This window comes from Virgibacillus profundi, assembly GCF_002287375.1.
Classification (GTDB): Bacteria; Bacillota; Bacilli; order Bacillales; family Amphibacillaceae; genus Virgibacillus_K; species Virgibacillus_K profundi.
Genome location: NZ_NPOA01000013.1, coordinates 22255 through 37715 on the forward strand (window position 1 = coordinate 22255; position 15461 = coordinate 37715).

Consider the following 15461-nt stretch of genomic DNA (forward strand, 5'->3'; position numbering starts at 1 on the left):
AACTCATTATCTATGATTTAAAAATTGTAGAACTGGTACCCTAACTGAATAAAAATACATGAACACCATATATAACTGCGGAATGTACCAGCAAAAGCACGGCTGCATACGGCAAATTCCAGCGAATGATTTGAAATACATTTGTTTTTATTAGACCCGAAGTACTGATAACAACCGGCGAGACTGGTGAAATAGTCGCCGCCACTGACCAGGCACTCAACAGCATCATTGCCATAACCATGACATGGATGCCCAATTCATCATAGGAAACGGTTGCTACCAAAGCACTAATCGTTACAATTTGGTGGACTCCGATAAAAGAAAGCAGCGTAATGAGGCTGATTGTCATGACGATTAATAAGAATATGGATATATTCGCCATCCCGCCCCACACATTCTGAATATAGCCAGAAACTGGTGTGTGCGTCAGCACCAGGCCGAAAAACCCGGCTGTCAAAAGCAGGTTCACTTCATTCGCCCTGCTCGGAATAATAATTTTCCTGTATTCATTTACTTCTTTAAAAAAATGACCGGGATATCGCAAATAAACCGTCCATAAGAACGCAAAGAAAAATACGGTTAACGTGATTAGTACACTTACACTCAGCTGGATAAATGGTTCAAGCGCAAAAATAAATCCGGTCAGCAGAAAAAGGACGGCAAAAAGCTCATACATTTTTTTGTAATTTGGGTTCACTACACTGTCTCTGATCATCAATTCTATATTCCGCATTTCAATAAACTTGAACAGATAGTACCCAACAAAAAGTTGGAAAATACTCAGCAGCAGCCCATATGGCAAGTACTGATAAATGGGAATGTTAAGGGAGTACACAACTAAAAATACAGACGCAAAATATGGTGACCAGGTATGAACCGATGTAAATCCACGCGCATATACCCTTCCCAACAACCTGTCAGGCAGCTTCAACTTCTGGAGCATGGCGTGAATAATATACATGGAACCCAAATTCGTAATGGGAGCAATTAGCGAAAAAAGACCGGAAATAAACAAATACATAAACTGCGGTTTTTGTTGGAAACGGGAAGTTATTCCTGCCAGATGACGATGATAATCTCCTAAACCAATTGGAATACCCAGCACAGGAACCACAACAATCAAACAAACAAGCGGCAGGTTTCTCGTAATCCCCTCTGCCCAAATTTCCAACGGCTGCTGCTGATAAAAAAATACACTGCAGCCTATAACCACCATAATAAGCCCGAATATTCTCGGCAGCCCCCTGCTATAGAACACACCGATGATGGCTACCACCGCAGTTAAAATCGTGTAAACTGCAAAGAAAAATGGATTGGGAAAAAGTTGGCCAATGATAAAGGTAACAATTAATATGACAATGACACCATTAGATAACATATTCAAGACGGATATCTCCCTAAACGGGGGGACGGTTCCCCCGTTTCACTTAGTTTTGTGGCATGGGGGTGTGAACAGGGGGACGGTTCCCCCGTTTCATGTGTAGAAGTCATATCTATTCTTGTGTTGCACTATTTGCAACACAAGAACCGTCCCCCTGTATCACCCCTGTATCACCCGCTTATCCTATAAACCATGCAACTAATCCAATCAGTAAAAAGTAAAGGGAATTTGGCAAGGCAAGCATCATAACTTTGAGTGGGTCCACTTCCTTACTTAAAATTCCACCGATCAATCCACATACGACGAATGCCGTCAAACCAACTGGCGGCATATTCTGACCAGCTGCCGCGATATGCGATGCACCGAGTGCGATCATACTCGGATCCACATTCATATTTTCCAAGATTGGTCCCAAAAAAGTAACGTTAACCGATTGGGCTGTGGTTTGGGAACCTGTGAGCATCCCAACAACAACAATGGATATGGCTCCACCGATTTTCACCATGGAAGCAGCGAGCCCTTCTGTCATCAGGGCAACTTTATCAATGAGACCGGATGCATAAAACACCCCTACCATAACCCCGGCACAAAGCTGAATTTGTACAGTTTGACTTACTTTTGCCAGCCCGCCTTTAAATACTCCCTTTGCTTCTTTCCGAACAACTGGGAAAAGGAAACTGACGATGATGGCAATGATAATGGCCGATACCACCTGAAATGTGACCCCTTGCAAAATCGGGATTTCCATTAATGGATTTAAAATAGCGGCAAAGAAAGCCCATTCTGTGAAAATATTATATTCAAATAGCGTATTAGCAATAACAATAGCAACCAGAACAGCAAGTGGGATTAACGTCATCCACTTTTCTTTTAAAATTTGAAAAATAGACTGCGTCGTTTTTAAATGTTCCGGCATCTTTCTGCCACGCACAAACCGGAATGATTCCAAAATAGCAATAATACCACCAATCGTCACCGTGATATAGGCAATTTTGATAACCGGATCCGGATCAGTACCAATTAAAGAAGATGAAAGAAAAACTCCCTGGGTAATCGGGGGCATAATGGAACCTATCGATGCACCAACTAAAATAATCATCCCAATTTGTTCAGGTTTCACTTTTAACTCATGGAGCGAGTTAATAACCAGGAACCCAATAACCGTTGCAGCTGCAATGGCATCACCCAAAAAGGACCCGGCAATAATTAATGTAATAAAGATAGCTGCAATTAACCCCTTTGGCGAATCCCCAAATAAGGACCTGAGACTATTTAATGTTGTGTCCATCGCCCCAAGCTTTACTTGAGACTCAGCATATAACGATCCAAAAAGCGACAGCATGATTACCCAAGACAAACGATCAATACCATCAATAAATGCCAAGGAAGTCTCAATTAGGCCAAGTCCGGAAATAATCGCTGAAGAAACAGCCGCTACGAGCAGAGCAACTTTTATATTCCCACCGATCACTGGTATCTGCTTTACCAAAGCAATTATAAATAACAATAAAAGCGGTATCACAATTTCAATCATAAAATCCCCCTCTTTTTTGGTGAAACGGGGGGACGGTTCTCCCGTTTCACGTGGTTCACGTAGCACTGGTTATGCGCTTCTAGATGGTTGAATGAATATAATTTACCAGCGTCGTACTATCAAAAATGGGCAAATCAGTCACTTCCTGGATTACTTTTTTATATGGCGGCATATTCGTACATTCCAGTATGATTGCTTTTATTTCCGGATGCGCTGCAACAAATTCGGCAGTCGCCTTTTTCATTTCCGCTTTAACAGCAGCCTCATCCAATGCGATTTCTTCTCTAATAATAGTCCCGGAAAACGCCTGCATTTCGTCCATCCCTTTTACAATCACATGATGTTGTTCAGCATGGACTCCTTCAAAGTGTGCCGGTTTCAAACTGGACTTCGAGGCGGTAATAACCCCCACCGGTCCACCTGCCGTAATACTAGCTATCGGTATTTGCAATAAACTGGAGGAATAAAATGGTATGTTTAATTGCTGCTGGATATCCTTTTGATATAAAGCCAGAAACCCACAGCTTGTAGTAATTGCTTTCATTCCTTCTCTTTCAAATTCCTTTGCAGCCTGAACAAATGGTTCTATTAAATCACGGTTTCCTTCTTTGACGACCCGGGAAATACTTGCCCCCTTCACTATTTTATAAGCGATAGGAAAAGAAAATGTATCTTTGTTGCCAATATCCCCTATTGGTCTATGAAACTGCGTCTCCAACATTAATATTCCTATTTTTGCTTTGTTCATTTTAGTAATAACTGCGCAATTCCAACAGTATATTTCACCTCCTTTGGAAACGAGGGGACGGTTCTCCCGTTTCACTTCATTTCAACATTTTAGAATGAGGACACCTTAACAGCTAACTATTACTATTTATAGTAATTGTTAGCTGAATTATTCTAGATAGCCCTTTTTTACTTTTTTAAACAGTATTAGTATATTGCCAAAAGAGAAAACGCTTACAATTCAATATGCAAAAACCATGCCAAAAATTGTAATTTAAAATGGGATTGGGAGTATTAGAGGATAAATCCTTTCTTCATAGAGCTATTGAGCAACTTAATTTAAAAATATGGGAAAGACAAATAAGTGAAAATATATAAAATTCCCAATAAAATGTTTATAAATTATATAATATGTAATAAAATCAAACTTTGGTTAGCACCCACTTTTACGTCATTGTTTAAAATAATAATAATCGGAATTGTGTTAGTCGGCTTGATAACTGGTGGGGCTTTTCAAATCAGGGCTAATATTATGAAATTCATTCATACTAAAAATATAGTTGATGAAATAAGAGCAAGATAACATGCCACATGTTATTATGGCAAAGGAATAATTCATCTTACTGTTATCACGTATCAAAACAATACACTTCCTCTTAGTAAAGGAAAAAATGTCCCTGTGAAACTTTCGACCCATTAATTATAATAAACTTAAGGGGGTACAAAATTGCACTTATATTTGACCGTCAGAATGGTAGAAATTATTAAGATACTCTCTTCAGCAAATGAATTTGTTACAGGTAAAGAACTCGCAACAAAACTGGGGGTGACGTCCAGAACAATACGAGAAGATATTAAGATAATTAATCACGAAATTAATAGGTATGGAGTAGAAATCTTATCTCAAAAAAGCAAAGGTTATAAAGTTCCCCTTGCGTCTCAAGAACAACTCAAAGTGTTACTGAATAAAGTTGAGACAGAAAGACTTACGCTTGAGGTCAATTCAGTTACACCGGAAGACAGGGTTCGATTTATTACCAAAAAGCTATTATATTCCAATGAAAGTATCAAGATTGAGTTACTTGTTGACGAATTATATGTAAGCGATTCAACGATAAAAAACGATCTGAAAAAAGTAAAGGAAATTTTAAATAAATACAACATTAAAGTTGTTAATGACAACAAAGGCATACAAGCCAAGGGTAATGAAATAAACAAGCGATTCTGCATTTCCGACTATTTTATACACAGTGAGGAAATCGATAACAGTTTAATTATTAAACTAGTCAGTAGTTTTGGCTATCACTTCTCAGATGAAGATATTAATAAAATAAAAACAATCATTCTCCATGAATTAAGTAAAAACGATATCGAAGTAACAGATAATACATTAAATAAAATCGCGTTCCATATTATTATCGCTATTGGAAGAATTAAAAGCGGACAGCCCATCAGTTCAATCAGCAACATGGAATCCCTAAAAGGTGAAAGTGAGTACAGAATTGCTATAAGGATTAATGAATCCATTGAAAACCTATATAGCATCAAGATCCCCGAGCAGGAAATCGCTTATACCACGCTGCACTTAGTTGGAAATAGACTTGGGCAAAAAGGGAATATTTCACTATCTGATTTAAAGTTATTTTTAGGTGAAGATACCTTCCAATTATCGCTTGATATCGTTGAACAAACAAGAATTAGCCTGAAAGGATTGAATATCAGTGACGATGAGGAACTGATTTACAGCCTTGGTTTACATCTGAAGCAGTTAGTAACGAGACTCACCTTTAATATGAATATTAGGAACCCCATGGTTCGCGAAATAAAAATCAAGTATCCTCTTGCCTTTGAAACAGGAGTCATTGCAGCTCATTGTGTAGAAAAAGAAACAGGTTTTAAGGTGAATGAGAATGAAATCGGTTTTTTGGCTTTACATTTTGGCGCAGCGATTGAAAGACAGCGAATAAAATCAATATCCAAGAAAAAGGTCGCATTAGTATGTGCTTCAGGTATGGCTACATCAGAGTTGCTCTTAACAAAGCTTTCTCATTTTCTGGACAATACCTATAACCTTATCGGTGCATATGCTTTGCATCAGCTGGATGAACTTTTAAAACAAAATCCTGATTTTATTCTGACCACTGTTCCAATTGAAAGAGCGCTGGATATACCTGTTGTTCATGTGCCATCAATTCTAGATGACAAAGATGTATCGGTAATCCAAAGCTCACTAGAAAAAAATCATAATAGGAAAAAAATCATCAGTCAGTTTTTCAGTAAAGAAATGTTTTTTTCTGGTTTAAAAACGAAGACAAAAGAGGAAACGCTGGATTTTCTGACAAGGAAAATGATTCAGCAGGGTTATATAGACACTGAAATTCAAAAGTCCATCATGGAACGAGAGCGGATATCTCCAACCTCTATTGGAAATATGGTTGCCATACCACATCCATTGAATATGGTCTCTGAACGATCATTTATATGTACAGCAATTCTAGACAAGCAAGTAAAATGGTCCCCAAATGAAGAAGTTGAACTGGTAATGATTATAGTATTGGAAAAAAGATGGCAAGCAAAGTTCCAGGAGATATTCGAATCATTATATGAGATTATCCAGTCATCTGAAAATGTTCAGAGCTTGTGCAAAAAAGGAAATTTCAATGAATTTTTGGAAATCATTGACTCAATTTAGTAAGGAGAATCACCTATGAATAATTCACAATTAATTAATAAAAGTCTAATTGAATTAAATGTTCATGCACAAACAAAAAATGAGGCATTAAGAGAAGTTGCCAATATAGCTTATAATGCCGGACGCTTGGAAAGTGGAGAAAGTTATTTGAACGGAATGCTGGAAAGAGAAAACACTTCAACAACTGGATTTGGTGGCGGAGTTGCCATTCCCCATGCCAAAGTTGATGGAGTTCTTGAACCTACCATTAGTGTAATAAAGCTGAAACAAGCTGTTGAATGGAATGCTATGGATGATAAGCCTGTACAGTTACTAATCGCATTAGCCGTTCCGAAGAAGCAGGAAGGAACTGTACATTTAAAATTATTGGCTAAATTATCAGAGAACCTAATGGAAGAAGATTTCGTTGACTCATTGCAATCGGCAAATACTAAGGAAGAAATCCTTAAAACAATCACTAGTATTTTTAAATAACAAAGGAGAGAATCAATCATGAATATTTTAGCAGTAACTGCTTGCCCAGCCGGGGTAGCTCATACGTATATGGCAAAAAAAGGACTGGAAAAGGCCGCTAAGAAACTGGGACATAAGATTAAAGTAGAGACGCAAGGATCAATGGGAATTGAAAATGAAATCAAAGCCAAGGACTTGGAAAAAGCTGATTTAGTCATTCTGGCAATTGATACAAAAATCGAAAAAGCAAATAGATTTGACAGTAAAACCATTCACGAAGTTCCAGTTGCAGCAGCAGTTAAAAATGCAGCTAAGGTAATTGAAGACGCAACAGCTAAACTATAGGAAATGGGAGTGAAAACTATGTGGAACGAAGCTAAAAAACATCTCATGACAGGTGTTTCTTACATGATTCCTATCGTAGTCGCAGGTGGAATTTTACTTTCACTGGGAGTAATTATTGGCGAAGAAACTTCGATGGGTGAACAATTAGTTAACTATGGAGTATGGACTTTAGGTTTGATGGTACCAATGATTGCAGGTTATATTTCCTATTCTATTGCTGACAGGCCAGGAATTGCTGTCGGTCTTGCCAGTGGTGTGTTTGCAGCTGAACTGGGAACTGGTTACATTGGTGGTATTTTAGTTGGTTTCTTCGCGGGTTGGATTACGAACCAATTAAAGAAAATACCGCTGCATCCAAATATCGCAGTAATTAAACCAATCATGATCATCCCTGTGCTAGGTATTGGAGCAGCCGCCATTTTCATGTGGCTGATATCAATTCCTTTAGCTCCAGCAATGACTGGTTTAGAAAATTGGCTTAATTCTATGGAAGGCAATAATCTATTAATCTTAGGATTCATTATTGGCGCTATGATGGCATTCGATATGGGTGGTCCAGTAAATAAAATCGCTTTAGCATTCTGTTATGCTACACTTGCTGAAGGAATCTATGCTCCGATGGCAGCATGCTGGATTGGTATTATGGCTGCTCCATTAGGATTATCTTTAGCAACACTAATATTCCCAAAAAAATTCTCTAAATCAGAAAAAGGTAATGCAATTCCCGCAGTATTAATGGGCTCATTAGGAATTACGGAAGGTGCTATTCCTTACGCTGTTGCTACTCCATTAAAAGTTATTCCAGTCATCACAATCGGCTCGGGCATAGGCGGAGGAATTGCATTAATGCTGGGAGCAGAATCTCCTATCCCTGCAGCAATTGGAATCTGGGGGCTACCATTTGTAAATGGCCCATTTATGTTATTAATTGGTCTTCTTGTTGCAATAATCATTATTGCATTAACAGTAGGAATTCTGCGTAAAGAAAGTGACGTGGATGACTCAGAAGATGCAGGATTATCATTTTAATAAATAATAAATCTTTACTTCTAAAGGAGGTGTTTCTTTGAGTATTAATTTTGACAAAATAATTAATAGAAAAGAAACTTATTGCACACAATGGGATTTTGCAAAAGACCGTTTTGGCAAAAGTGATGTACTCCCTTTTTCCATATCGGATATGGATTTCCAAAGCCCTCCTGAGATTTTACAGGCCATTGATGAGCATGCGAAACATGGTATATTCGGCTATACGAGATGGAATCATGATGCATATAAGTCAGCTATTACACATTGGTACAAATCACGTTTTTCAGCGCATATGCCTGATGAGTGGATTGTTTACAGTCCAAGTGTCATTTATTCCATTTCTAAGTTAATCGAAATTTTAACAGAAGAAAACGACCAAATCATTTTACAGACACCCGGCTATGATGCGTTTTTTAAACAGATAACTTCATCGGGCAGGGAAATGGTTAAAAATCCGTTAATCTATAGAGATGGTTCATATTCAATAGATTTCGATTTGCTGGAAATGCAATTATCCTGTCCGAAAGCGAAAGTACTGCTTTTCTGCAACCCGCATAATCCAACTGGAAGGGTTTGGAACCATCATGAATTACAACAAATCGTGGACTTATGTGAAAAACATCATGTAAAAATCATTTCTGATGACATCCATATGGATATTGTCTATCAGAATCATAGGTATACACCCATTACGAGCATGGCAGCAAATAAGGATAACCTATTTATTTGCACATCCGCCAGTAAAACATTTAATACACCAAGTCTGGGTGGTTCCTATACATTCATCCCAGATAAAAAGATCAGAGAACAATTTTCAGCAATCATGAAACAGCGTGATGGCCTATCAAGTGCAACAATATTTGGTGTGCTTTCCATTATTGAAGGATACAATCATGCTGACTATTGGGTAGATGAACTAATTGCTTACTTATATGACAATATGAAGCTAGTCTCTTCCTTCATACAAGATGAACTTCCAAATGTAGCATTTAACATACCAGAGTCTACGTATCTTGCATGGATTGACTGCTCAAATTTACACGCATCAGAAGATGAAATACAAGATGCCCTTGTAAATATCGGAAATGTAGGTATCATGTCAGGCAAAGTTTACCAAGTAAATAATGGCAAATTTCTGCGCATGAATCTTGGCAGTCCAAGAAAAAAACTGAGAGATGGCTTGGAAAGATTAAAGAAATCTATCGATGCAATTGGGTAAACATGGTGGAAACGTGGGGACGGTTCTCCCGTTTCACTCAGTTTTGTGTAGAACTAATATCTATTCTTGTGTTGCACTATTTGCAACACAAGAACCGTCCCCTTGTATCTTAAAGTCCTATTTCATCTACTGCGTAAGTAGCGTCTTCATTACTAAAGCCTTCAAACACCAGCTGTTCTATTAAACCGCTTCTTGAGAAACTTGAGTAGTCTAAGTAATCTTGAGCCATACTTACTGCTTGCTCTTGCCAATCAACACTTATTTGGTTTACTCCATAAGTTGCGTCCTCATCATCAAATCCTTCAAATTTTAATTGTTCTATTAGACCACTTTCAGAAAAAGCTGTATAGTCTAAATAGCCTTCAGCCATATCTACTGCATTTTTTTGTGATAATGTTTCATCAGGGTTTTCTACAGTCTCAGCCTCTTCTGTAGCCACTTCTTCTACTATTTCTTCCTCTGACGTTTCTTCAATGACTTCTTCCGCTTCGGCTTCTTCTACTTCCTCAATCTCTTCTTCAACTTTTTCTTCGTTTTTTTCTGTCTCCGCTACTTCTTCTGTTTGATCTTCTTCTGCTGAATCAACATTATCTATTTCTGTTTCTCCGCATGCTGCCAAAATAAAAACAACAAGTAATGACAACATCAACACTAACATCTTTTTCATTGTTATTCCCCCATATGTAATATCATGGGTATATTATCATATATCCGCTAAGATATCGCAAGACTATTATCCTGGATCATATTTCTTACAATTAGAGCCAATTAAATTAGCAAACTCCGCTTCTTTTATGATAGACTTTCCTTCTAAAAATGCAACAGCTAATGCTCCTGTAAATGAATCACCAGCACCAATGGCATCGACTTTCTCAACGGAAAAGGTAGGGGCTTTTTCGGTTCTGTCTGAAGTAACAATGAGACAATCCTGTTCTCCCAATTTCCGGCTAATAGTTTACGGGCTAAATTTGGACACTGGGTGATGTTAGTTCGAGGCTTTATGAAACGGGAGAACCGTCCCCACGTTTCAAATTTAAAATCTATTTTTTGTGAAACGGTAGAACCGTCCCCACGTTTACCCGATTGAAATCTAGTGATAATTGCGGTAAAGTAGCCATTATAAGAATCCTTTCTGCAGGTTATTTGGTTGTACTTTTAACTCTTGAAGAAACGGATTCTTTTTTTATTTTCAAGTGAAATCCTATCTAATAATGTAAAACTTCATTCAGTGGTGGTATTACTGCCAGTTAACGAGGAACAAAAAGACTGTTTATAAATCTTGGCATACATCTTGCCTTTGGGCGAATAGTTGGAGAAACTGGATCACTTTGTAAGGAAACCGATAAAGGAGATAAAATCATGAAAAAGGAATGGTCAAAAGAATCTATCAAAAAAGGCACAAACTTTCATTTTGATAATAGCTATTTCAATGAACCTCAGTTGTTTGAGTCCATCATGTTGTATCAGATTGGAGATTTAAGTTGCAAGGGTGGCTATGTTGTTCCTGAGCACAAGCAATTGTGCTATGAAATTAGCTATATCGTTTCTGGTACCGGTATTTTTATGAATAAGGACGATTGCTATCGGGTCGGGGAAGGGGATATCATTCTTAATGTTCCCGGAGAGCTTCATGGCGGCAAAGCGGATGATGATAACCCATTCCGCTATTTCTATGTTGGCTTCAATTTTGTAAACGGTGCAGATGAACAAAATTCACTTTCCCATATCAAAAAGCTATTTGATCAACTCCAACAGTCCGTTGTATCGAATAAGCAAAACATTGAAGTTCCCTTTGTCCAGATCTTCAATGAGCTGATCAACCTCGAAAAATACTCTACGTACATGATAGAAATGTATCTTCATCAAATTGTGGTATTAGCCTACCGCAGTTTTTGCGATAACTGGTTAACTAAATATAGGCCTGGTATGAAAGATAGCGAGACAAAACAAATCGTGTACAAAGTAATTAACTATATCGATACGAACCTCTACCGTATAAAAGCATTGTCCGATATTGCCGAAGAATTGCATTACAGTTACTCTTATTTGTCCAGTATTTTCGCCAAAGAGATTGGACTGACCATCAAGGATTATTACAACCGCAAACGTTTCGAGAAGGCCATTGAATGGCTGAAGAGCGGAGAACTGAATGTGACCCAGGTCGCGGAAAAGCTGCAATATCAATCGATTCATGCATTCAGCAAAGCCTTTCGCCAAAACTTCGGTGTATCTCCAACTGGATATCAAACCTTATTAATGAAACAAGGGGACGGTTCTTCCGTTTCACGCAACAAGAGAACCGTCCCACATCTCACAACACAAAAAAGGAACAACACAACAGTAAAAAAGGATAAACCATCACTTTGGAAAATTTGATAAGCTTAAATATATCAAAGTGATTGGAGGTTAGCTCAGATGAACAAAATTAAAGTTGCGGTAATTGGATGTGGTACGATTTCTGACAATCATATGGAATCTTATGTCAACAATGAATTAACGGAAATCAAGTATCTCATTGACATCAGCCAAGAAAGTGCCGTAGAAAAAGCGCAAAAATATGGTGTCACACATACGGAAACGGACTTTAAAAAAATACTTGATGATAAAGAAGTAGAAGTCGTTTCTATCTGTACCCCAAACAATACACATGCACCTATAGCAATCGAGTGTCTGAACGCAGGAAAGCATGTGCTTTGTGAGAAACCTGCAGGGATTAATATGAAACAAGTCAGTGAAATGAAAGCGGCTGCAGAACGGAACAATCGGATTCTCAACATTGGCGTTGTCAATCGGTACAATACAGCGGTAAATAAAATCAAACAAATAATTGATAATGGCGAGCTTGGAAAAGTTTATCATGTTTACTGCTCTTTCCGTTCGCACCGATCGATTCCTGGTCTTGGGGGACCGTTTACAACCAAGGATATTGCAGGTGGTGGGGTATTGATTGACTGGGGCGTCCATTTTCTTGATTTAATTTTTTACAGCCTGAATCAACCGAAAGTATTAACTGTTTCAGGTGCCACCCACAGTGAATTGGCAAAGGACATGAAGGACTATACGTACATCAATATGTGGGCTGGACCACCTGTATATGATGGAACATATGATGTAGAAGATTTCGTTACAGGTCTAATCAGGACGACTGGACCGACCATCAGCTTAAACGGGGCATGGGCGCAAAATATTGACGAGTCAGCCATGTTTGTAGAATTTCTAGGTGATAAAGCTGGTATCAAGCTTCAATATGGGGGGAACTTCAAAATATATTCTGCAAAAAATGGAAACTTATATGAAACAACCCCAACTTACACGACATCAGATGCGTTTTACGGGGAAATTGATGGTTTTATTCAATCCGTGATTAACCAGAAGAAAGGCAGATCCCATATCGATAATGTGATTGTCACTTCCGAGGTGATGGAGGCCATTTATCTGTCTGCCGAAAAAGGAAGGGAGATCGAGCTATGAAGAAAATAGGGTTCATAGATTATTATCTTGATGAATGGCACGCCAATAATTACCCTAAATGGATCAGAGAAAATGCAGCTGCAGCAAAACGAAATTGTGATGTTACCTATGCGTGGGCAGAGATTGATCAACCAAGTGGGCTAGATACAGATAGTTGGTGCAGGAAAAATCAGGTTCAAAAGCTTTCCTCCATTGAAGAACTTGTGGAGAAGTCTGATTATATTGTAGTTCTTTCTCCTGATCATCCAGAACATCACGAACGACTTACACATCTCCCGCTTATCTCAGGTAAACCTGTTTATATAGATAAAACATTTTCATCCAATTTGAATTCGGGGATTCGAATGTTCGATCTGGCTGATAAGCATGGTACTCCGCTATTCTCGAGTTCGGCGTTACGTTTTGCAAAAGAACTGTCAGACTATCCGAACAGTGAGGTGAATCGTGAAACATTAGAATATATCGCGACTACGGGGCCTGGCACATACGATAACTATTCGGTTCATCAATATGAAATAATTGTTTCACAAATGGGGCTTGGTGCAAAAAGAATCAAAAGCTTATCAACAAGTAACAGTTCATTGTTAGTCATTGAATATGACGATGGACGACAAGCATCATTTTCCCAGATGCAGCATGCGGACTTCCAAGTCAATTTGCAATTAAAGAATGGAGAAGGACGATACATCCCAGCGTGTTCTGATATGTTTACACGACTGATTAATTCGATGCTAGACTTTTTTGAAACCGGCATACCACCAGTACCCAAGGAAGAGACTTTAGAAATTATGTCACTGATTGATGCAGGTAAAAAGGCAATGAAGAATCGTGATACATGGATTATATTGTGAAACAAGGGTGTGAAACATGGGGACGGTTCTTCCGTTTCACGAAACAAGAGAACCGTCCCCCTGTTTCCACCAACTAAGGAGGAATTTTAGTGAAGGTTAAAACTTTGCCATTTCTGTTTGTAATAGTAGCAACAATGTTGTTAATTACAGCATGCAGTGATAAGGAAGATAATGCAGAAAATCAAGCGAATGAAGAAAATCTTGAAAACGTAAATGAATCTGGCATGCCGATTGTAGATGAACCAATTACACTCGATTTCTTTGTAGGTTTAAACCCAGGCGTAGAAGGTGATCTGAATGAAATTAGCTCCATGAGACAATATACAGAAATGTCCAATATAAATATTAATTGGGAGGAAATCGCCTATGACTCCGTAGAAGAAAAAAGAAATTTAGCACTTGCAAGCGGCAGTTTACCTCATGCATTTTATGGAGCAAATTTACCCCCTTCTGATATTTTTAAATATGCTAAACAGGGTACTTTTATTAAATTGGATGATTTAATTGAGGAGCATGCACCAAATCTGAAAAAGATCTTAGAGGAATATCCTGATGTCAGAAAAGCAATTACCTATCCTGATGGAAATATTTATTCTTTACCATATCTCAGGTCACCAGATTTCATATCAGCACAGGCGTTCCCATTAATGTATTTTAATCGGGAATCACTTGACACCGTTGGAATGGAAAAACCTGAAACGACAGAAGAATTTTATCAGTACCTAAAAGCAATAAAGGAAGAAAATCCTGAAATCACTCCTTTTGGCTCTACGGGAATGTACACTTTGATTGGTTGGCTTGAGGGATCATTTGGTCTTGGAAATAACAGAGGATCACTCATAGATAAGGATTCTGAAGGAAATTTACGTTTTAAACCGATAACAGATAATTACAAAAAAATGCTGGAGTACGTTAACAAATTGTATACGGAAGGGCTCATTGACAAGAGCATTTATACAATTGAATGGAACCAGTACCTAGCTAATGCTGCAGAAGGGAAATACGCAAGCACAGTCTTTTATGACCCTACAACAGTACTTGGAGAAAAAGCTGGTGAAATTTTTGAAAGCGCTATCCCACTTGCCGGCCCAAATGGCGACCAACAACTCACACTGACAACTTATGTATTTAATATAGGCACATTTGTTATTACAAATACCAATGAAAATCCGGTTGCTACAATCAAATGGGCCGATTATTTTTATAGTGATGAAGGCGCAAAACTGAGATTTATGGGAGAGGAAGGTGTTTCTTTTGAGGAAACATCTGACGGAGAATTTGAACTGACAGAACAAATAACTAATAATCCAGATGGACTAAAAACAGAGGAAGCGCTGAGAAGACATGCACATTATCTGACTCCACTTCCAGATCCAGGGATTCAGAAACAAAAGTACTTCAAGGGTTCTGAAACTGCACCTACCGCATTGGAAGCCGTAGAAAAAATAGAGCCATATTTAAGTGATGAAAGAGGTTTGCCTCCATTTACTTTTACGGAAGAAGAGAACAGGAAATTACCAGCTATTGCAACCGATATAAGTAAATATGTTGACGAAATGCAGGCAAAATTCATTACTGGAGATATCCCTTTTTCAGAATGGGATAACTATGTCGAGACTTTGAAACAAATGAATTTAGATGAATATATGGAAATTCAGAACGATGCACTTGAGAGATTTGAGAACAATTAAGAAACAAGGGGACGGTTCTTTTGTTTCACGAAACAAGAGAACCGTCCCCACATCTCTCCTTACCTCTCT

The 15461-nt window shown here is 38.2% G+C and carries 14 protein-coding genes; 9 read left to right on the plus strand and 5 right to left on the minus strand.

The window, feature by feature from the left end; genetic code table 11:
- Positions 1-40: 40 nt before the first annotated feature.
- The 3 genes from CIL05_RS16905 to CIL05_RS16915 all read right to left on the minus strand — a co-directional run bounded on the left by CIL05_RS16905 (position 41) and on the right by CIL05_RS16915 (position 3663).
- Positions 41-1384: a hypothetical protein gene (locus CIL05_RS16905; protein WP_095656725.1), complete on the minus strand. Its 1344-nt coding sequence runs from the start codon at positions 1382-1384 to the stop codon at positions 41-43.
- 175 nt (positions 1385-1559) lie between these two features.
- Positions 1560-2915 (minus strand): hypothetical protein, encoded by a 1356-nt coding sequence (locus CIL05_RS16910; RefSeq protein WP_095656726.1) that lies wholly within the window; start codon positions 2913-2915, stop codon positions 1560-1562.
- A gap of 79 nt (positions 2916-2994) precedes the next feature.
- On the minus strand, positions 2995-3663 hold the full coding sequence (locus CIL05_RS16915) for an aspartate/glutamate racemase family protein (RefSeq protein WP_095656727.1): 669 nt from the start codon (positions 3661-3663) through the stop codon (positions 2995-2997).
- 705 nt (positions 3664-4368) lie between these two features.
- Between CIL05_RS16915 and CIL05_RS16925 the strand changes: the two genes are divergently transcribed.
- Genes CIL05_RS16925 through CIL05_RS16945 form a run of 5 tightly spaced genes read left to right on the plus strand, consistent with a single transcriptional unit; the run spans position 4369 to position 9379 of the window.
- On the plus strand, positions 4369-6333 hold the full coding sequence (locus CIL05_RS16925) for a BglG family transcription antiterminator (RefSeq protein WP_095656729.1): 1965 nt from the start codon (positions 4369-4371) through the stop codon (positions 6331-6333).
- A gap of 15 nt (positions 6334-6348) precedes the next feature.
- A complete protein-coding gene (locus tag CIL05_RS16930) occupies positions 6349-6807 on the plus strand; it encodes a PTS sugar transporter subunit IIA (RefSeq protein WP_095656730.1) in 459 nt (152 codons plus the stop codon).
- 18 nt (positions 6808-6825) lie between these two features.
- On the plus strand, positions 6826-7131 hold the full coding sequence (locus CIL05_RS16935; RefSeq protein ID WP_095656731.1) for a PTS fructose transporter subunit IIB: 306 nt from the start codon (positions 6826-6828) through the stop codon (positions 7129-7131).
- A gap of 18 nt (positions 7132-7149) precedes the next feature.
- Positions 7150-8160, plus strand: a complete 1011-nt coding sequence (locus tag CIL05_RS16940; protein WP_206207795.1) for a PTS fructose transporter subunit IIC — start codon at positions 7150-7152, stop codon at positions 8158-8160.
- Between the two features lie 37 nt (positions 8161-8197).
- On the plus strand, positions 8198-9379 hold the full coding sequence (locus CIL05_RS16945) for a MalY/PatB family protein (RefSeq protein ID WP_095656733.1): 1182 nt from the start codon (positions 8198-8200) through the stop codon (positions 9377-9379).
- 109 nt (positions 9380-9488) lie between these two features.
- Here CIL05_RS16945 and CIL05_RS22435 read toward each other — a convergent pair whose 3' ends face one another.
- Positions 9489-10046 carry an Ltp family lipoprotein gene (locus tag CIL05_RS22435; RefSeq protein ID WP_206207796.1) on the minus strand — a complete coding sequence of 186 codons (558 nt, stop codon included), beginning with the start codon at positions 10044-10046 and terminating at the stop codon, positions 9489-9491.
- A 66-nt stretch (positions 10047-10112) separates the two neighbouring features.
- Positions 10113-10319, minus strand: a complete 207-nt coding sequence (locus CIL05_RS16955) for a PfkB family carbohydrate kinase (RefSeq protein WP_165769154.1) — start codon at positions 10317-10319, stop codon at positions 10113-10115.
- A 419-nt stretch (positions 10320-10738) separates the two neighbouring features.
- Between CIL05_RS16955 and CIL05_RS16960 the strand changes: the two genes are divergently transcribed.
- The 4 genes from CIL05_RS16960 (at position 10739) to CIL05_RS16975 (ending at position 15392) form a co-directional block, all read left to right on the plus strand.
- Complete coding sequence (locus CIL05_RS16960) at positions 10739-11755, plus strand: AraC family transcriptional regulator (protein ID WP_095656735.1); 1017 nt, start codon at positions 10739-10741, stop codon at positions 11753-11755.
- A gap of 39 nt (positions 11756-11794) precedes the next feature.
- The gene (locus CIL05_RS16965; RefSeq protein ID WP_095656736.1) at positions 11795-12850 is read left to right on the plus strand and encodes a Gfo/Idh/MocA family protein; all 1056 of its coding nucleotides are present in this window, start codon (positions 11795-11797) and stop codon (positions 12848-12850) included.
- Positions 12847-13701, plus strand: coding sequence for a Gfo/Idh/MocA family oxidoreductase (locus CIL05_RS16970; RefSeq protein ID WP_095656737.1), 855 nt, complete (start codon positions 12847-12849; stop codon positions 13699-13701). The genes CIL05_RS16965 and CIL05_RS16970 overlap by 4 nt, the downstream gene beginning before the upstream one ends.
- An 89-nt stretch (positions 13702-13790) precedes the next feature.
- Positions 13791-15392 carry an extracellular solute-binding protein gene (locus CIL05_RS16975; protein ID WP_095656738.1) on the plus strand — a complete coding sequence of 534 codons (1602 nt, stop codon included), beginning with the start codon at positions 13791-13793 and terminating at the stop codon, positions 15390-15392.
- The last annotated feature ends 69 nt before the right edge of the window (positions 15393-15461 follow it).